Below are 19,562 nucleotides of genomic sequence, written 5' to 3' on the forward strand. Positions count from 1 at the left end.
GCGCAGCGCTTCAATCGCATAAACCAGTCAGTGGCGGATAGCGTCGAATTGGGATTGTCTACGTGCTGCACATCGCGAATTCATCATGCGATGATTATTTTTTACTTCACACCGGGCGCATTTAAACCCGAATTACTCACCAAACCGTTCGTGGATTTACAAAGATTCTGGCGCCCGGAGGGCGAGAGCCTGTAGATCTACACCAGTGTATCTGAAACAAATTCTCCGCAGAGAGGCTCCACGTACAGCATACCGCCGAATCTAAAGTAACGCCCTTAACTGCCGACATCAGTGCATTAGATAATTATTGAACTTGATCGTTTTAAGTTTAGTTTGCAATGAAAAAAGACCAGAGTCTGACTTTGAAATGCAGTCTTATGATGTCGTCCTGATGGATTGCCAGATGCCGATAATGGATGGTTATCAGGCCACGGCTGCCATTCGCGAGCGTCAGGCGGGCAACGCCAAACGACTGCCCATTGTCGACCTGACGGCCAACTCAATGGAGGGCGATCGCGACCAGTGCTTGGCTGCTGGTATGGACGACTACCTGTCCAAGCCTTTTTCCAAAAATCAGTTGCAGCAGGTGCTTAGCCGCTGGCTGCAATCAAAAACGGAAGGCAGGGTTGCTCCATCTGAAGTAACAGTGGTGAATAAACCCGCCTCAACGAGCCGGACTGCTGCCATCAACACGAAATTTCTGGATCAACTGCGTGAATTGGATCCCTCTGGCGGCTTTGGTCTGGTACGGCAGATTCTGCAGGTTTACCTGGATAGCACAGGTAGCACGGTGCGTCAGGTTGAGCAGGCACTCGCCACAGGCGATTTCGATGCCTTGTGCCGCGCCGTTCATTCCCTCAAGTCCAGCTCTGCTAACGTGGGAGCCGAGACGCTGTCTGGCATGTTCAGGCAACTGGAGGGCTTGGGCCGAGAGGGTAAACTGGATGAATCTAGCGTCATTTTCTGCGCGGCACGGCGGGAATACGACCAAGCGGTAAATGAAATTCGCAACTTGCTGGTGGAGTGCGCATGAGCCATCAGCGTATCTGCATCCTGGTCGTCGACCATGAGCTTACCGCCCGTTTGCTGATGCGGGCAGCACTGGAGAAGTCCGGCTTCGAGGTCTGCCTGGCCGAGAACGGCGAGGATGCCTTGCGTCAGATTCGCATCCATCCCTGTAACCTAGTCATGCTGGACGTGGAAATGCCTGGCATGAGCGGTTATCAGGTCTGCGCCCAGTTGCGCCACGAGGTGAGCAGTGAGCTACCCATCATCATGGTAACCGGCATGGATGACTATGAGTCTATCGAGAAAGCCTTTGCTTCGGGTGCCACGGACTTTATTGCCAAGCCTATCAGCTGGGGGCTCATCGGTCATCGAGTGAAATATCTGCTGCGCGCTTACTGTGTGTTGCAGGACCTGCACGCCTCCAATGCGCGCAACCTGGCGATCCTGAACGCCATCCCCGATCTCCTTTTCGAAATGGACTTGGACGGTCGCTACCTGGATTTCCACTCGCCACAAAACGAACTATTGGCCACGCCCCCCGACCAATTCTTGGGCAAAACGGTCACAGATATTCTTCCGCCAGAGGCAGCAACCATCTGCTTGTCAGCACTGCGTGAGGCGCATGAGAAGGGCACGTCTATTGGTCAACAGTTCAAGTTGGCACTACCCCAAGGTGCATGTTGGTTCGAGCTTTCTGTTTCGCTCAAGAAGGGGGGGGGCGCACAAAATCCCCATTTTATTGTTTTGTCGCGCGATATCACCTCACGGAAAGAGGCCGAGAACAGGATCCACCGTCTGGCCTATTTCGACTCCTTGACCGGTCTTCACAACCGACTTTCTTTCTCCAGTCGGCTGGAACGAGAGATTCAGCGTGCCGATTTCACAAATAACAAACTGGCCGTCCTGTTTCTGGACTTGGATGGTTTCAAAAACGTTAATGACACCTTGGGGCATGACGCAGGTGACCTGCTGTTGCAATGGGTAGCTGACCGGTTGCAACAGGGAATGCGCCCTGCAGACATGGTGGCACGCAATGTTTCCATGGAGGTTGGAGTCGAGCTGGCTCGCATGGGTGGAGATGAATTTACAGTACTCATCCCCAATCTGCAGCTTTCGGAAAGTGCCATGATCGTGTCGCACCGCATTCACGAGTTGTTGCGTCGACCTTTCGCTCTGGAGGGGAGAGAGGTAGTCATTACTACCAGCATCGGTATCGCTATCTATCCGACTGACGGTCAAAATGCAGCTACCTTGCTTAAGCATGCAGATACCGCTATGTACCATGCCAAGGAGCATGGGCGCGACAATACCCGATTCTACAGCGCTTCCCTCACCGAGGAAGCTATGCGGCGCCTTAATCTGGCAAGTAACTTGCGCACGGCCATTGTGCGAGGTGAGTTTTTCCTGGCTTATCAACCTCAGTTAGACCTGGCCAGTGGCCGTATACAATCCCTGGAGGCTCTGATACGTTGGAACCACCCACAGCTGGGACTCATTTCGCCCGTTGATTTTATTCCCATGACGGAAGAGAACGGGCTGATTGTGCCGATCGGCGAGTGGGTTATGCGTACCGCTTGCAGCGACGTGGCTCGCTGGCATGCCGCTGGGCATCCGCTACGCGTTGCGGTAAATCTGTCCGCCATGCAATTCAGGGATCTCAAACTGGGTAGCCGAATTGCAGCGATCTTGGCCGAAATGAAAGTCTCGCCAGAATGGGTTGAGTTGGAGGTGACCGAAGGTGCTTTGATGGAGAGCAACGAGTCTACCTTGGAAACGCTTAATGCTTTGCGGGAAATTGGTGTGCAGTTGTCGCTGGATGATTTTGGCACCGGTTATTCTTGTCTGAGTTATCTTAAAAGTCTGCCGCTGAATAATATTAAGGTAGACCAAAGCTTCGTGCGCGGTCTGCCAGCAGACATGGAGAGTCTGGCCATTATTCGAACCATTATTTCCCTGGCCAAAAATCTGGGATTCACAGTCACTGCCGAAGGTATAGAGACTCTTGATCAGGCACGCATCTTGCGTGGTATGGGGTGTGAAACACTACAAGGTTATTACATCAGCAAACCGGTGCTCGCTAGTGATATCCCCGCCTTGCTGGAGCGGCGTTGGACTGTGGATGAGCCGTCCTGCACAGATTCAGAACCATTGCACAGGCAAACATGAACAAAATCGAACAATTACGGATAAGCGGTAAGCTACCCAGCCCTAAAGGGGTAGCGCTGACCATTATGGAAATAAGCTTGCGCGAGAATGCGACTCTGAGCGAAGTGACTAAAGTGGTGCAAACTGACCCTGCCCTCTCCAGTCGCCTGTTGCGTCTGGTCAACTCGGCGACTGAAGCGAGTCGGCCATTGGCCTCCATTAATGATGCGGTCATGCGCCTCGGTATGACGGTTGTGCGTCAAATGGCCATGGGCTTTTCCCTCGTGGATCAATACCACGAGGGTACCTGTCAGGGTTTCGACTATCAAGAGTTCTGGTCCCATTCCCTGTTTATGGCGTTGGCCAGCCAGGAATTGGGCAGCGTGGTACGGATTGGATCACCGGACGATTTATTCGCTTGCGGACTGCTAGCGCAGGTCGGCAAACTGGCACTGGCCACTGTCTATCCTGCAGACTACGCCGCCATACTGGAACAGCAGGCTAACGGGGAAGCCTTGCTAGCACTGGAACGTGAACGTCTGGAAGTGGATCACGACGAGATGACCGCTGCCATTCTGGCTGACTGCGGTATCGCCAAAGCGTTGGCGGAGCCGATTTATTTCCACGCAGCCCCCGATCATGCTGATTTTGCCGAAGGTTCCCGGCCTTACCAATTGACTCATGTGTTCTATCTGGCCAGACGCATCGCCGATCTAGGTCTGGCTTCCGAAGCTGAACGCCATTGCAATATCTCTGAACTCCTGCGCCTTGGCGGCAAGATCGGCCTGGATGTAGAGTCTTTAGGTGAGTTATTCGACCGAGTTGTGCGGCAATGGTGTGAGTGGAGTAAGCTGCTGAAGGTGATGGCGAACCCACTTCCGGCGTTCTGCGAAATGACCAGCGCTCCGTTTTTCCGTCCCGAGCAGGAGGGAAAGCCCCAGACGGCCTGCAAGCGGGTGCTGCTGGTAGAAGACGATCTTATAACGCGCACTATAATGGAAGGTGTGCTGAGCAAACAGTTTGGCTGCACGGTTTACACAGTCGAGAATGGCAAAGATGCCCTGACAATGGCTTTGGAGGTTATGCCCCAGATCGTCATCACCGATTGGCTTATGCCAGTCATGGACGGCTTGGAGTTCTGCCGCACACTACGCGCCACGGACTGGGGTCAGTCCATGTACGTGATCATGTTGACGGGCGTGGAGACAGAGGAGAAGATCGTTGAGGCCTTCGAGGCGGGGGTTGATGATTATATGGCCAAACCGATGAAAATCCGCTCCTTGAACGCCCGCATGCGGGCGGCCCTGCATTATGTGAAGTTGCTGGAGGCATGGGAGCACGACCGGGCGCAACTCAAACAATTCGCCGCTGATTTAGCCATTAGCAACCGGCGGCTAGAACATACCGCGATGACTGACCTGTTGACCGGGTTGCCCAACCGGCGAGCCGGCTTGGATGCGTTGACCAGGAACTGGAGCGCCTCCAAGCGCACCGGTCAACCTGTGGCAGCGATGATGATCGATGTGGATTGCTTCAAGTCTGTTAATGACCGTCACGGCCACGCCGTGGGAGATCAAGTGCTGCAGGAAGTGGCTAGAGCAATCCAATCTTCCGCCCGAAAGGACGACAGCGTCTGTCGTATGGGCGGCGAAGAATTCCTGTTGGTGTGTCACAACACCGATCTTAGGGCTGCATTACTAACGGCCGAGCGTCTACGCAAGATGGTTCAGGCTCTGAAGATTAACATCAACGGCGTGGATATTCAGACTTCGGTCAGCATCGGTGTGGCTAGTCGAGATACAGATATGGAAGATCCAGACGATATGGTTCTGGGCGCAGACAAGGCGCTTTACGCCGCCAAGCACGCTGGCCGGAACCGAGCCTGTTACTTTTCGCAGGGCAAGACTCATTGCGCTTGAAGCAAATGGTAAAATCATTGATGTATCGGCCAAAAAATTTTACCGTGCTCGAATTGCTAATGCAAAACGCGGCGTTTTCGCGGCTTGTCTGCTTACTCCAATTCATCACAATATGGCGTTACTCTAAAAAATAATCACCTACATATAAACTAATGTGCTGCACTCAAATTTTTTTCTTGTGTCTTGTCGTGCTTTGAAATTTGAATTTTGAGAGGAGCCCTTGAACCTGAATGTGCAAAATTTGTTTCTACTCGGTACCATTTTATTTGCACTGTAATCCTCATCGAGGTTGAATTTTACGCTGTCAATAATCTTGGGCAGCGACAGGCTAGTGTAAATTGCGCGCGCAATATTGCAGAGTTTCTCGCTTGGTTCGCGAATGATTCTGACTGAACAGTCTCCATACTTCGGCGGGTGCATGGCAAAGTCAGGTAAAATTATTACGCGACAGCTCCTGAGTATTTTTGAGAGCGATTATTATTCCATTTCAGCACATGCAACACATTGTTCAATAATTTGGTTTTGAATTGAGGACTATGGCTACGCATAAATTATCCCTGTCGGTTCAATATGCGGTCGAGGGGATGAGCTTGCCTACACGTCAGCAGTTCCGCCGTTGGATAAAGGCTGCATTGCAACGTGATGTGCGCATCGTGTTACGTGTCGTAGACGAAATAGAAGGGCGTGCGCTGAACAAACAATTTCGCGGCAAAGATTACGCTACTAACGTACTTACGTTTACTTACGCAGATATGGACCAATTGTCTGATACTGCCGTTTTTCTGTATGGCGATATCGTGATATGCGCGCCAGTGGTGGAGCAGGAAGCATGTGAGCAACACAAGGATTTGCGAGCTCACTACGCTCACCTCGCCATCCATGCCGCCCTGCATTTGCAAGGGTATGACCACGAAAATGAGCAGGATGCCGTCATAATGGAAACGCTGGAAACCAAGTTACTGGCAAAATTAGGGCATGTTGATCCTTACAAATTTCAAGTTTAATAAGAGTTTTTTATAGATAAATAATCTTAAGTGTGATTTTTAAAGAACTCTCCGTTCCTCTCTAAAAATCCATGTTTCGTCTCAATATGGCGTTACTAAAAAATATCACTTAAGTATAAATTGTATATAAGCTAATAATCTACGAAGTAGAGGCTCGCAAATACATTTGGCGCGCAGTCAATGAGTAATGAACAAGCCCTCGTGAGTGATGCCTTCGGCGGTTTGCTGCTCAGGTCGACTAGACAGTTACTGAAGCGCGGCGAATATATTGTGATCGACGATTTTATTTTGCTGTGTTACAGCGTCATAGACGCAACTCCATTTATGACCGGTGAGATGCGAGTTTACTGCGTGATGTAAGATTTATAGTGCTTGTGCTCATGTGGCTGTAACAAGTTTGTTCCCAGCCAACGTGATAAAATAAGTGCCTTTCCCCTTCATTGACCTATTGGAAATCCATCATGTTCTCTAATAAAAACACTATTGCTCATTCCGACCCTGAATTATGGACAGCTATCCAGGATGAAAGTCGCCGCCAGGAGGATCATATTGAGCTGATCGCTTCAGAAAATTACACCAGCCCAGCCGTGATGGAAGCGCAGGGCAGCAAGTTGACTAACAAGTATGCCGAAGGGTATCCCGGAAAGCGCTACTACGGCGGCTGCGAATACGTGGACGTAGCGGAACAACTGGCTATTGATCGTGTAAAGGCTTTATTTGGTGCTGAATATGTCAATGTCCAACCGCATTCCGGCTCGCAAGCCAATCAGGCGGTATACTTGGCGATGCTCAAGCCGGGTGACACCATTCTTGGCATGTCGCTGGCGCATGGTGGGCATCTGACTCATGGCGCTTCTATGAATCTTAGTGGCAAGCTGTATAACGCCGTTACTTATGGCCTCAACGAAAAAGAAGAGATTGATTACGATACAGTGGAAAAGCTGGCTCAGGAACATAAGCCCAAGATGATTGTTGCTGGTGCTTCCGCCTATTCTTTGGTGATCGACTGGAAGCGTTTCCGTGCCATTGCCGACAGCGTGGGGGCATATTTGTTCGTGGACATGGCTCATTACGCCGGACTGGTGGCGGCCGGTTACTATCCCAGTCCAGTAGGTATTGCTGATTTTGTCACCAGCACCACCCATAAGACGTTGCGTGGTCCACGTGGCGGTATTATCTTGGCTAAAGCGGAATTTGAAAAAGTGCTTAATTCTGCGATATTCCCTGGTATACAGGGAGGTCCCTTAATGCATGTAATTGCCGCCAAGGCCGTGGCGTTTAAGGAGGCAATGACCAAGGAATTTAAAGAATGCCAAAAACAGGTGATTGATAACGCCCGCGTAATGGCCAAAGTGTTACAGGAACGCGGCCTGCGCATAGTGTCTGGGCGTACCGACTGCCATATGTTCCTGGTGGATTTGCAATCCAAGCATATAACCGGCAAGGACGCTGAGACGGCGCTGGGACGAGCGCACATCACGGTGAACAAGAATGCTATCCCTAACGACCCACAAAAACCGTTCGTTACCAGCGGTATTCGCATCGGCAGCCCGGCAATGACTACGCGTGGTTTTAAAGAATTGGAAGCGGAGAAGCTGGCGCACCTGATTGCGGATGTACTCAATGCGCCGAATGATGATGCGGTGATAAGCCGTGTAGCTGAGGATGTGAAGCAGCTATGTGCGAAATTTCCAGTATATGGTTAGAGGTGCAGCGGCAGGAAAAAAGGTTAAGGAAAACCGGAGGGCTTTAATTCTTTGTTCATTTCGGTGCGCCTCAATTTCCGTTTTTCGATTGCCGCTTCTTGTTTTTTATTCTTCAACCCGATGAAATGCCCGTTTTGTAAAGGGCCCGACACTCAAGTGGTGGATACACGCGACAGTGAGGAGGGAGATAGCATTCGCCGCCGCCGTCGCTGCCTATCTTGCGAAAAACGCTTTACCACCTTTGAGACAGTCGAGCTGCGAATGCCCCAGGTGGTCAAACAGAACGGTGTGCGCGCTGAGTTCGATGAAGAAAAGCTGAACACCAGTTTTAATCGTGCATTGCATAAGCGTCCGGTTCCTACAGAACTGGTGGATGCGGCCATAGATCACGTTATACAACGAGTGTTCGCTCTTGGTGAACGTGAGGTCGACTCTCGGCAAATCGGCGAGATGGTGATGACGGAATTGTTGCGGCTGGACAAAGTGGCCTACATTCGTTTCGCGTCGGTTTACAAAAGTTTCCAGGATGTTAGAGACTTTTCTGAGGCGATCGAAGCGGTGCGCAAATCGCCTGTAAAATCCAAACCGCGAGTGAGTTAAAGGTGCTGTCCACTCTAGATAATTCGTGGATGGCTAGCGCATTGCGACTGGCAGAGCGCGGTCTGTATACCACCAGCCCCAATCCGAGAGTCGGTTGTGTGCTAGTGCGCGATAACAAGATCGTGGGAGAGGGTTGGCACCAAAATGCTGGCGAACCTCATGCTGAAGTGCATGCATTGCGTGCAGCTGGCGAGGCGGCGCGCGGTGCAACTGTTTACGTTACGCTCGAGCCTTGCAGCCACCAAGGCAAAACGCCTCCTTGTGCCGACGCGTTGGTTGGTGCAGGCGTGACACGTGTGGTGGTAGCAATGCAAGACCCTAATCCGCAGGTGGCAGGAAAAGGTATGGAAAAATTGCGCGCTGCAGGTATCGAGGTCGAGTGCGGATTGATGGAAGTTTCGGCGCGCGAACTTAATATTGGATTTTCCTCACGTATGACACGTGGCATACCGTGGATACGCAGCAAGATCGCCATGAGTCTGGATGGACGCACGGCATTGAATAATGGTATGAGCCAGTGGATTACTGGTGCAGCAGCGCGACAAGATGTGCAACACTGGCGCGGGCGTTCCTGCGCAGTGCTTACTGGCATTGGTACAGTGCTGGCTGATGATCCGCAGCTTAACGTACGTGAACTGGATTTGGCCATACATGAGATTAAATTCGTGCGTCAGCCATTGCGTGCGGTGTTGGATAGCCAGCTGCAGTTACCGCTAACGGCACGAATTCTGTGCGGAGGTAATGTGGTGGTTTACACTGCAGCACAAGACTTCCAAAAAATTGTCGAACTCGAAAAATTGGGTGTGCGCGTAGCTGTGTTGCCAGATGAGTGTGGGCGTGTAGATCTAATTGCGATGCTGCGCGATCTGGCTGTAAACGGCTGCAACGAAGTGCTGGTGGAAGCGGGTAGTATCTTGAATGGCGCGCTGCTCCAAGCGGGGCTGGTAGATGAATTGGTGCTGTATATTGCACCGCAGTTGCTTGGTGATGTGGCGCGCGGCATGGCGCAACTGGGTGAATTTACTATGCTGGATCAGCGCGTGGAATTGGAATGGCAGGATGTGCGAAATGTCGGCAAAGATATGCGTATCGTGGCACGAGTACGTCATAAATGAATGTTTGCTTGTTCTGATTAGATTTAGAGATGTTTTCGGGAAAATGGGGATCGATCCAAATGCAGTAGATGAATAATAAATATTAATCCACATGTGACCTGATATTGAACAAAATTTTACTAAATTGATTCTGTTTTAATTGAGTTTCTTGTGCAAGTCAAACGTTAATGGGAAGAGTTTTGGAAATCGTAAAGTTGTATGCACCCAACGAAATCAGAGTGCAGTATGTTTAGTGGCATCATCGCAGACGTGGGCACCATTGAGTGTACGGAAAATTGTGATGGAGGTTTGAATCTCTCCGTAGTCACTCGTTCGCTGGGCATAGAGGACGTACAGCTTGGCGACAGCATTGCAGTGAACGGTGTGTGTCTGACTGTAGTAAAAATTGATGGCAATCGTTTCAGTGCAAACGTGTCGCAAGAAACATTGAATTGTACGGTCGGGCTGGAGGTGCAGGGTAATCGCGTCAATCTTGAAAAAGCGCTGCGCTTGGCAGATAGGCTGGGCGGGCATCTGGTGAGTGGCCATGTGGACGGTGTGGGCGAGGTGGTGGAATTTTCAGATCTCGTCGAAAGCTGGAAGCTAAGTGTGCGTGTACCGCAATCATTGGCGAAATACATCGCGGTGAAAGGCTCCATCACAATTAATGGTGTGAGCCTGACAGTGAATCAGGTGGAAGGTGATGTGTTCAGCGTGAATTTAATTCCGTATACATTAGAGGTGACCACACTGAACGAGTTAAGTGCTGGGGATAAGGTCAATGTGGAAATTGACCTTATTGCGCGTTACGTTGAACGTATTATGCAAGCACGGGGTTAGTGAACATGACAGATATTGCACCGATACAAGAAATAATTGCTGAAATCCGTGCCGGACACATGGTAGTCCTGGTGGACGAGGAAGACCGTGAAAACGAGGGCGACTTGTTGTTTGCCGCCGAATTCGTTACGCCTGAGAAAATAAATTTCATGGCCAAGCATGGGCGCGGACTGATTTGCCTTACACTGACAGACACACATTGCAAGCAGCTTAACCTGCCTTTAATGGTGCGCGACAATGGTTCCCCGTTGGGAACCAATTTCACACTTTCCATTGAAGCGGCGAGTGGGGTGACGACGGGGATTTCTGCAACCGATCGTGCACGCACCGTGCAGGTTTCCGTGAATAAAAATGCCAAACCTGCAGACATCGTGCAGCCGGGACATATTTTTCCGCTCATGGCGCAAAAAGGTGGTGTGCTGGTGCGCGCGGGTCATACCGAAGCGGGTTGTGATTTGGCGCAATTGGCGGGGTTGACCCCCGCTTCAGTTATCTGCGAAATCTTAAAAGATGATGGCGAGATGGCACGCTTGCCTGACCTGATAGAGTTTGCGAAACTGCATAGCTTGAAAATCGGCACCATTGCCGACCTGATCGAGCATCGTAGCCAGCATGAGAAGCTTGTCGAGCGCGTGGCAAAACGGTCAGTACAAACTGCTTATGGCGCATTCGATCTAATCAGCTATGTGGATAAAACTACGCAGCGCACCCATTTGGCTTTGGTAAAGGGTGACATCCAGCCGCAAGTTGAGACGCTAGTGCGTGTGCATGAACCACTGTCAGTGCTGGACTTTATGGAGCAGGTAAGTTTCACAAATTCAATCAGCGTGCATGATGCGATGCAGAAAATTAGCCACTCATCCGCGGGGGTGTTGGTGTTATTGCATCGCAACGAAACCTCGAGTGATTTGTTGGCGCGTGTTGAAGTGATGCCTGAGACGCACCATATCCCCCAGTGGGATTTGCGTAGTTACGGTATCGGTGCGCAGATTCTACGCGACCTGAATGTCGGCAAAATGCGTCTGCTTGCTACACCGCGCAAGCTGCCGAGTATGGCGGGATTTGGTTTGGAAGTTGTTGGTTATGCACCGCACGAATAAATAAGGGACATTTCCAGTTACTACTCATCACGTTACAAGCGCTTTTAGCCTTTCTTGACAAAGGTAAGCTGGGCGAGCTATCAGGAAAAAAAATGAAAGAAATCGAAAAAAGTCTGAACGGCGCAGGAATGCGTATTGGCATCGTACAAAGCCGCTTTAATCCTGTGGTTTGCGAAGGTTTACTGGCTGCCTGTCGTGGGCAGCTTGTCCAGCAAGGTGTGAGCGATGAAGACATCACGCTGGCAAGCGTGCCGGGCGCATTGGAGATACCACTGGTGCTGCAATGCATGGCTCAAAGCGGAAGGTTCGACGCGCTTATAGCGCTGGGCGCGGTCATTCGCGGGGATACTTACCACTTCGAAATTGTAGCTAATGAGTCCGCGCGCGGGGTGAGCGAAGTACAACTGCATGGCGGTTTGCCCATCGCCAATGCCATTCTTACAACCGATGTCGATGAGCAAGCAGAAGAACGCATGAATATTAAGGGCACGGAAGCTGCGTTAGTGGCGATCGAGATGGTAAATTTATTGAAGGATTTGGCATGACTGAACCAGCCACCCAAGCGAAAGTGGCTCCCAAAAGTTCGCGCCGCCGCTCACGCGAACTCGCTTTGCAGGGCATTTATCAATGGCGCTTGACGAGTGATGATCAATTACAAATCGAAAAACAAATTCGCGCTGAAAAAGGAGTAGGTCGTTACGATGTAGAGTTTTTCAGTAAGCTGCTGCGTGGTGTGCTGACCCATCATGCCGATCTTGAGACGGTAGTTGCCATGCATCTTGATCGCACCTTGGATGAACTTAGCCCAGTTGAGTTTTCTGTGCTGCTAATCGGTGCCTACGAATTAATATATCTTTCAGAAATTCCCTATCGTGTGGCTATCAACGAAGCGGTAGAGCTCGCCAAAATTTTTGGTGGTACAGACGGGCACAAGTTCGTTAACGGCGTGCTGGACAAAGTGGCCGCGCAAGTTCGCACAGTTGAAGTAAGCGGAAATAGCGGCAAAATTGTCACTTGATAGTGGGTGCAGGCGCATCAAGCCGTGCAAGGTAAATAAATCAATTCACCATTCGAACCACGGACCCCAGTTTATCGCTCTTGCGCGGCACCATTGAGCGTGGAGTGACCGCATAAGCAGCCCTGGTGAAGCAAACCCCGCTTCGCATAAGTCACTGAGCTGGAGGCCGCTTTTGTAATCAAATTCAATGTCTTATCTTCCTGTCCCGCAGCGTTCTTAGAGCTACCTGACGACCATCTAGTCATCGCAGAAATCGTACGAAAAAAACCAGATCTATGTGTTAAGCGTGTTTATAAACAGGCGAGGCTTGACAGATATCGCAAGACGTTTATTATGTTGCGGGCAATTTACATGAACAATAACGATTTATATTCGTGTTATATTGACAATGACGATTTATATTTATAGTCTGATTATCATATGCATCGTAGCTGTGGTTTTAATTTGTATGTAACTGCACCTGTACATGCTTATATTTTTCTATAGTAAAGAAACGGTTGGAGCCTATATAAAAGGAAATAAATTAATGAATGTAAATAAAAAAACCTTAATGCTAAGCGCCTTATTATTGGCTCATTCAACAGCGAGTTTTGCGGGCGAGCCACACACAAACAATATGTTCGGCACATGGACTGCTGTTACGTTGCAAGGTGATTTAAAATCGGTTTCGCCTAATCTCGAAAAAGTTAAATGGGAAATAATGAATCAAACACGTACCCGTGATGATTCTGCAAAAGGCTTAAGGTTCACTGAAAATGTATTGTTTAGTCAAATAGGTTATCAAGTGACTTCAAATGCGTCGTTTTGGGGTGGTTATGTCCGTAATTGGATTGACCCACTCAACAAACCGTCTTTTAAAGAAAGTCGGCCTTATCAAGATTTTCTCTGGAAACAAACACTTGGTAGTAACCTTCAGTTAATGCTACGTACACGTGTGGAACAAAGAATTAACGAGAAGTCGGGCAATGTTGGTGTTCGTCCTAGGCAGTTGATACAGTTTAGCCACCCCATACCATTTGTAAACGGACTCAGTGCGTACTTAGGTGATGAAGTTCTTTTCTATGCCAATAAAAATAGTTTTGGTAAACGAGGCTTTTCTGAAAACCGTATATTTACGGGATTGAGTTATCAATTTACCAATAAAATTGGCGCAGATTTAGGTTATATGGGGCAGTACGTGGACGATAAGACAGATATGAATTTATTCACTCATAATTTACAAAGCAATATTCGGTTTAAGTTTTAGCCTGATTGGTTGAACTGAACGATATGAAGCCCCACATCACAAGGAGTAACTGGGGCCGTATGCTGAATAACCCGATGCATTATGGAGCACCACGTGCTGCACCTTCACATGCGGCGACCGAATGCTTTGCGTGTCGCAAAGCAAAAAGACTCAAAGCTCACCAACATGGAGTAAACATATCCCGCTCGTATAACGTGGCATTGCCTAACGCCTCCAAAGGGGAGCATGCCTACTTCACCTCTCGAGAAGGTGATCTGTTAGGCTCCAGTTGTAATTGCTTCTGATGCTGCGCTTCTTTCTTTTGAAATCGCACTTGCTTTTTTAGCATCACTCCGTTCAGTCCCACAGTGTCGGCGCAATATCCATTCGCTCAGAAATGATTGCACCAACACGGTCGTTTCTCGTGAAACGGAAATACGTTGAACAACCTTACCACCGTCGGACATTTCAATAGCTCCATCAAGCCCGGTACAGATAATTCAGGTGACACTTTGACCTACAAGTTTACGTGATCCACCTGCACATTCAATTCTACTACTTCGCACCCTAACTGCTGGCTGAATAGCATCACGCATTTAGGGCACCGTTAAAAATCCAATATTCGTCACAATACCGCGTTACTCGAAAAAATTATCACCGTATATCAGATATATGCTGTTTTCAGTTTTTTACTAGCGACTTGTTTTGCCTGGCAACGGGGTAAGCAGCTCGCAAAATTGAATTGTTAGAGGCGACCTTTATAAAGATATCGACTTACCGGACCTTAGAGTATCCGAAATTTGTACCCTGGGTTGTAATTCTTCAAACCAGTGCGCCGATTCACATGCCTTAATGCTTTTCATAGATGCTCTGGTTAAAGTTCAAACTTCGCCAGATTACTAAATTTAGATAATCCAGCCTCAGAATCGTGTAGCAACGGTGATAAAAAACAAACCACAGCTGTCGCCCAAATCGTGGAAGATTCGCTGCAGACTTACAAAGCGGTTAAAGCTCGGCTGGAAATGACCGATAAAAATTAGAATGAGTGGCTTCAATGAGCCGCGGCGGTCACGTACTGATCATTTTGCGCTGAACTGATTTATGTTTCATAACAGCTTGCTTAACTTTGTTGCGAATTGTCATTAAGGAAACGTCATGGCAGCAGAAAGACTGAAAAAAATAGAGTTTCAATATCAATGGGAAGGTAAGGATAAATCCGGCAAACTGGTAAAAGGTGAAGTACGTGCTGCCGGCAATGCAGTTGCTGCCATGCAGCTGAGACGACTAGGCATTAATGCTACCAGTATAAAAAAAACCCGCAGTGGCGGAGGAAAAAAAATCACAGAGAAAGATCTCACTCTGTTTACGCGCCAGCTTGCGGTCATGATGAAATCTGGCGTACCGCTTCTACAATCATTCGACATTGTAGGCAAAGGACACCACAATCCTTCTGTTTCCCGCCTACTGAATGATATTAAAACCGACGTAGAAACTGGTAGTAGTTTGGAACAGGCGTTTCGGAAATTCCCACTGTATTTTGACGATCTATTTTGCAATTTGATAGGCGCGGGCGAGCACGCTGGTATTCTGGATAGCTTGTTGGAACGTTTGGCGACCTACCAGGAAAAAACGCTAGCCATAAAGAGCAAAATCAAAGGGGCGTTAATGTATCCAGTTTCAATTATTGCAATCGCATTTATTATCACCGCAGTGATCATGATTTTTGTTATACCGGCATTTAAACAGCTATTCTCCAGTTTTGGCGCAGATTTGCCTGCGCCTACGCTAATTATGATGAGCATCTCCGATTTTTTCGTTGCTTATTGGTGGGCGATTTTCGGACTTTTAGGAGGGGCACTTTACACATTTTTTTATTTCTGGAAACGTAGCAAAAAAATGCAGGACGTTCTTGATAGGGTAATGCTCAAGCTACCAATTTTCGGAAGTGTAATTCGCAAGGCCTCTATAGCGCGATGGACACGCACATTGGCAACCATGTTTGCCGCCGGAGTGCCACTGGTGGAGGCGCTTAACTCGGTAGCAGGTGCTGCTGGAAACGTGGTGTATTTTGATGCAACCAAAATAATCCAGCGGGAAGTCAGCCAAGGTGGCACCCTGACGGAAGCCATGCAAAATGTAGGTGTATTTCCAAGCATGGTACTGCAGATGGTAGCAATAGGAGAAGAAGCAGGTTCTCTGGATGGCATGTTAAACAAAGTGGCAGATTTTTTTGAAGCAGAAGTAGATGATGCTGTGGCGGCGCTAGCCAGCCTGATGGAGCCTATAATCATGGTGGTGCTAGGTACACTAATCGGTGGTATGGTAGTGGCGATGTACCTGCCTATTTTCAAGATGGGGCAGGCCGTTGGTTAAACTGCTCATTAGATATCTTGAGTATCGTTCATTTATCCAAATAGTAATCAGTGATCATATAATCGTCTCTAAAGGGCACCTCTAAAAATATTTTCGAAAAGCGGTCACTCATCATTTATGTAATTTTTTGAGCGTAATGTCACGACTGGTAGTTCTGACATTAAAGGTGATTTGTCTCATTTTCTCCGCGTACACGTATCACGCCCGATAAATACTGTTGGTGCAAAGTGTGCGCTGACTTATCCATTGATACCGTTGATTGAAAACCATGCATTGCTGCTGGGATCAATCACAACACTTGTACTGAAGATTTCAGTACGGTTCAATGTTGTTAATCATTGTCTTGCTCGAACTTTTTCATGGCTAAGCTCATGGACTGGAATTTTTGGGACAATTGAAGCAGAAACATAAGTTTTAATTATTTTTTCACAACCGTGGTTCTATCTCGGAGATGTTGAGGTCGGTATCGCTACTTGTGCCCATTTTGTGCATTTTCTGTAAATGCTTGACGCCATCATTAGTGTCATCTGTTTATATTTACTATTAACTGGTTAACAGTGAATCACAGCAGCTTCGCAATAGATATTACAGAAGAATCACATTAAGATAATGTCGTATTGCTCTTGGCTATATAAACTTTCCACCTGTAATGACACAGGTTTGCCGATAAGATCTGAAAGCTGGGCCAAGCTTTGTGATTCTTCGTCGAGAAACAGGCCAATGACCAGTTGTGAAGCCAGGATGCGATATTCACGAGCATTAAACTGGCGCGCTTCGCGCGTAATTTCGCGCACAATTTCATAGCATATGGTCTGTGCGGTCTTTACTTCGCCGCGTCCATCGCAGGTGGGGCAGGACTCACATAGTATGTGCGCCAGACTTTCGCGCGTGCGTTTACGTGTCATTTCCACTAGTCCTAGAGAGGAAAAGCCGTTTACTGTGATACGGGTGTGATCGCATGCCAGCGACTTTTTTAGTTCTTCTAGAACGGCATCACGATGCTCCTGGTTATGCATGTCAATAAAGTCGCAAATGATGATGCCGCCTAAGTTCCGCAGTCGCAACTGGCGTGCAATCACTTGTGCGGCATCCAGATTTGTTTTGAAGATAGTGTCGTCAAAATTACGCGAGCCAACGAAGCCACCGGTGTTAACGTCGACCGTAGTGAGCGCTTCGGTCTGGTCAATGATGATATAGCCCCCTGACTTGAGATTTACGCGGCGTGACAACGCACGCTCAATTTCCTCTTCTACTCCATACAAATCAAATAAAGAACGCTCGCCGACATAGTGTTTCAGTCGAGACATCGCACTGGAAATAAAATCCTGTGCGAAGGCAGCCATACGTTGATAAGTGTCGAGTGAATCTACCAGGATGCGCGTGGTGCTTTCGTTGACGTAATCGCGTAACACGCAGAGGCTGATGTTGAGTTCTTGATATAACAAAAAAGGGGCTGAGGATATTTTCGCTTGCTCTTGGAGTTTTATCCATAGCTTATTCAGATACTCCATGTCAGCGAGCAATTCTTTGTCCGTAGCAGTCTCAGCCATGGTGCGGATGATATAGCCGCCGCTGCTATTGTCGGGGAGCAACTGCTGCAGCTTGGCGCGTAGAAGCTCGCGTTCAGCTTCATGCTCAATGCGTTGCGATACCCCGATGTGTGATTCCTGCTGCTGCGGCAACAACACCAGCAAACGTCCGGCAATACTGATTTGTGTGGAAAGTCTGGCACCTTTGCTGCCGATGGAGTCCTTGATGACCTGTACCAGCAGGCTCTGCCCCTCATACAGCATTTTCTCAATGGGCTTAGCAGTGTCGCTGTTATTGCGGTTTTCCCAGATGTCCGCCACATGCAGGAAAGCTGAGCGTTCAAGCCCAATGTCGATGAATGCGGATTGCATACCAGGCAGCACGCGTTTCACGCGTCCTATATACACATTACTGACTACTCCGAGATTACTGCCGCGCTCGATGTGGAGTTGTTGCACTATGCCCTGCTGTACAACTGCAACGCGGGTTTCCTGCGGAGTAACGTTGATAAGAATTTCGTCATTCACAGAATTGGATAACCGAATATTTGTAGCAGTTCAGCCGTTTCGAACAGGGGTAGCCCCATCACACCTGAGTAACTGCCATCTATGTGTTGTATAAATACCGCAGCGTGACCTTGGATGGCATACGCGCCAGCTTTGTCTAGCGGCTCGCTGGTGAGGATGTAGCGTCGGATACGCTCTTCGGTAAGCTTGGCCATTGTTACCTTGCTGACCGACAGGCGCATTTCTGTGCGTTCTTCAAAGGACACTGCGACAGCACTCAATACATGGTGTTGGCGTCCGGAAAGCACACGCAGGGTGGCTACAGCCTGTTCACGATCTTGCGGCTTGCCAATAATTTTGCCGTCCAGAATAACGCTGGTGTCGGCAGCCAAAACCGGGAGTGGAAATAAATTGCGGGATCGCTGGAATATCCATCCGGCACTCACTTTCTCCTGGCAAACCCTTTGCACATGTGCTTCAGGTGACTCATTTTTGCGCGGAGTTTCATCCACATCCATCTTGCGGGATAAGCTGGAACGTAACAGCAGCGTTTCAAAATTAATCCCGATCTGCTTCAGCAGCTCTCGGCGACGTGGACTTTGCGAGGCGAGGTAAACACGAGAGTGAGGAATCATGGCACTTTAAAATCCTATATTAGCGGGCTGCATCATTCACGATGATAAGGGTGATTGTGCAACATGCTGTGGGCACGATACAACTGTTCCGCAAGCAGTACGCGTACCAAACCATGCGGCAGTGTCATACTCGACAATGCTAGCAGCTGCTGCACACTGTTTTTTATGGATTCGTGCAAGCCATCCGCGCCCCCGATAACGAAGGCCACGTCTCGTCCACCGCCCATCCAGCCTTGCATTTGTTGTGCTAGCTGTTTGGTGGAGAAATGCGCACCGCGCTCGTCCAGCGCAATGCGCAGCGCATCCTTTGGCAGAGCGGTTAGTATACGCTGCGCTTCTGCCTCCATCATCTGCGCTACGCTCTTGCCGGTGGTTCGCGGCTCCGGTTTTATTTCTATAAGTTCGATCTGAGCCTCGCGTGCCATGCGCTTGGCATACTCTGTGAAGCCCGTGGTAATCCAGGCTGGCATCTTGTGCCCGACTGCCACCAACCACAGTTTCATTTTGTTTCGCTATCTGCCTTAGGCGGCAGATGCCTCATACTCCATAGTTCTTCCAGCTGATAGTAGGCGCGCACTGCAGGCTGCATGATATGCACTACCACTTCGCCGAGATCAACTAGCACCCACTCCCCGCTTTCTTCACCTTCTATGCTGAGTGCTGGCTCACCGCGCAGCTTGAGTTGTTTGGATACATGATCAGCTAAGGCCCTGGTTTGACGCGGTGAATTGGCGCTGGCGATTACCATACGCTCGAATAGCTGACTTTTTTTGGTGGTATCTAGTACGCTGATATCATTGGCTTTAATGTCTTCCAATGCGGTCACTACGGCCAATATTTTTTCTTCAATGGTTAGCAT

Annotated in this window: 19 protein-coding genes; 14 read left to right on the forward strand and 5 right to left on the reverse strand. The window is 49.0% G+C overall.

Going from position 1 to position 19,562, the window contains the following annotated elements; translation table 11 throughout:
• The first annotated feature begins 313 nt into the window (after positions 1-313).
• The 13 genes from MJ770_RS04965 to MJ770_RS05025 all read left to right on the forward strand — a co-directional run bounded on the left by MJ770_RS04965 (position 314) and on the right by MJ770_RS05025 (position 13,680).
• Positions 314-1,033, forward strand: a complete 720-nt coding sequence (locus MJ770_RS04965) for a response regulator (protein WP_256448797.1) — start codon at positions 314-316, stop codon at positions 1,031-1,033.
• Positions 1,030-3,174, forward strand: a complete 2,145-nt coding sequence (locus MJ770_RS04970) for a putative bifunctional diguanylate cyclase/phosphodiesterase (RefSeq protein ID WP_239250499.1) — start codon at positions 1,030-1,032, stop codon at positions 3,172-3,174. The genes MJ770_RS04965 and MJ770_RS04970 overlap by 4 nt, the downstream gene beginning before the upstream one ends.
• On the forward strand, positions 3,171-5,072 hold the full coding sequence (locus tag MJ770_RS04975) for a GGDEF domain-containing response regulator (protein WP_239250500.1): 1,902 nt from the start codon (positions 3,171-3,173) through the stop codon (positions 5,070-5,072). Before MJ770_RS04970 ends, MJ770_RS04975 begins: the two co-directional genes overlap by 4 nt.
• Positions 5,073-5,608: 536 nt before the next feature.
• Positions 5,609-6,076, forward strand: a complete 468-nt coding sequence (gene ybeY / locus MJ770_RS04980) for an rRNA maturation RNase YbeY (RefSeq protein ID WP_239250501.1) — start codon at positions 5,609-5,611, stop codon at positions 6,074-6,076.
• 180 nt (positions 6,077-6,256) lie between these two features.
• Complete coding sequence (locus MJ770_RS04985) at positions 6,257-6,436, forward strand: hypothetical protein (protein WP_239250502.1); 180 nt, start codon at positions 6,257-6,259, stop codon at positions 6,434-6,436.
• A gap of 101 nt (positions 6,437-6,537) precedes the next feature.
• On the forward strand, positions 6,538-7,782 hold the full coding sequence (gene glyA, locus MJ770_RS04990) for a serine hydroxymethyltransferase (protein WP_239250503.1): 1,245 nt from the start codon (positions 6,538-6,540) through the stop codon (positions 7,780-7,782).
• A 120-nt stretch (positions 7,783-7,902) separates the two neighbouring features.
• Positions 7,903-8,382 (forward strand): transcriptional regulator NrdR, encoded by a 480-nt coding sequence (gene nrdR, locus MJ770_RS04995; protein WP_239250545.1) that lies wholly within the window; start codon positions 7,903-7,905, stop codon positions 8,380-8,382.
• Positions 8,383-8,384: 2 nt separating this feature from the next.
• The gene (gene ribD / locus MJ770_RS05000) at positions 8,385-9,497 is read left to right on the forward strand and encodes a bifunctional diaminohydroxyphosphoribosylaminopyrimidine deaminase/5-amino-6-(5-phosphoribosylamino)uracil reductase RibD (RefSeq protein ID WP_239250504.1); all 1,113 of its coding nucleotides are present in this window, start codon (positions 8,385-8,387) and stop codon (positions 9,495-9,497) included.
• Positions 9,498-9,722: 225 nt separating this feature from the next.
• A complete protein-coding gene (locus MJ770_RS05005; RefSeq protein ID WP_239250505.1) occupies positions 9,723-10,316 on the forward strand; it encodes a riboflavin synthase in 594 nt (197 codons plus the stop codon).
• 5 nt (positions 10,317-10,321) lie between these two features.
• Complete coding sequence (ribBA, locus tag MJ770_RS05010) at positions 10,322-11,416, forward strand: bifunctional 3,4-dihydroxy-2-butanone-4-phosphate synthase/GTP cyclohydrolase II (RefSeq protein WP_239250506.1); 1,095 nt, start codon at positions 10,322-10,324, stop codon at positions 11,414-11,416.
• Positions 11,417-11,508: 92 nt separating this feature from the next.
• Positions 11,509-11,961: a 6,7-dimethyl-8-ribityllumazine synthase gene (gene ribH, locus MJ770_RS05015; RefSeq protein WP_239250507.1), complete on the forward strand. Its 453-nt coding sequence runs from the start codon at positions 11,509-11,511 to the stop codon at positions 11,959-11,961.
• Entirely contained in the window at positions 11,958-12,434 is a 477-nt protein-coding gene (gene nusB, locus MJ770_RS05020; protein ID WP_239250508.1) for a transcription antitermination factor NusB, read from the forward strand. The genes ribH and nusB overlap by 4 nt, the downstream gene beginning before the upstream one ends.
• Positions 12,435-12,960: 526 nt before the next feature.
• On the forward strand, positions 12,961-13,680 hold the full coding sequence (locus MJ770_RS05025; protein WP_239250509.1) for a DUF2490 domain-containing protein: 720 nt from the start codon (positions 12,961-12,963) through the stop codon (positions 13,678-13,680).
• 257 nt (positions 13,681-13,937) lie between these two features.
• Here MJ770_RS05025 and MJ770_RS05030 read toward each other — a convergent pair whose 3' ends face one another.
• Entirely contained in the window at positions 13,938-14,126 is a 189-nt protein-coding gene (locus MJ770_RS05030) for a hypothetical protein (RefSeq protein ID WP_239250510.1), read from the reverse strand.
• A 688-nt stretch (positions 14,127-14,814) separates the two neighbouring features.
• On the opposite strand from MJ770_RS05030, the gene MJ770_RS05035 reads away from it, so the two are divergent.
• Positions 14,815-16,032: a type II secretion system F family protein gene (locus tag MJ770_RS05035; protein WP_239250511.1), complete on the forward strand. Its 1,218-nt coding sequence runs from the start codon at positions 14,815-14,817 to the stop codon at positions 16,030-16,032.
• A gap of 596 nt (positions 16,033-16,628) precedes the next feature.
• On the opposite strand, the gene rng is transcribed toward MJ770_RS05035, so the two are convergent.
• Genes rng through rsfS form a run of 4 tightly spaced genes read right to left on the reverse strand, consistent with a single transcriptional unit; the run spans position 16,629 to position 19,562 of the window.
• Positions 16,629-18,089 carry a ribonuclease G gene (gene rng / locus MJ770_RS05040; RefSeq protein WP_239250512.1) on the reverse strand — a complete coding sequence of 487 codons (1,461 nt, stop codon included), beginning with the start codon at positions 18,087-18,089 and terminating at the stop codon, positions 16,629-16,631.
• Entirely contained in the window at positions 18,086-18,703 is a 618-nt protein-coding gene (locus MJ770_RS05045; RefSeq protein ID WP_239250513.1) for a Maf family protein, read from the reverse strand. Before MJ770_RS05045 ends, rng begins: the two co-directional genes overlap by 4 nt.
• Before the next feature lie 32 nt (positions 18,704-18,735).
• A complete protein-coding gene (gene rlmH / locus MJ770_RS05050) occupies positions 18,736-19,206 on the reverse strand; it encodes a 23S rRNA (pseudouridine(1915)-N(3))-methyltransferase RlmH (protein ID WP_239250514.1) in 471 nt (156 codons plus the stop codon).
• Entirely contained in the window at positions 19,203-19,562 is a 360-nt protein-coding gene (gene rsfS, locus MJ770_RS05055; protein ID WP_239250515.1) for a ribosome silencing factor, read from the reverse strand. The genes rlmH and rsfS overlap by 4 nt, the downstream gene beginning before the upstream one ends.

The sequence above is a fragment of the Candidatus Nitrotoga sp. M5 genome, assembly GCF_927904885.1.
Lineage (GTDB): Bacteria > Pseudomonadota > Gammaproteobacteria > Burkholderiales > Gallionellaceae > Nitrotoga.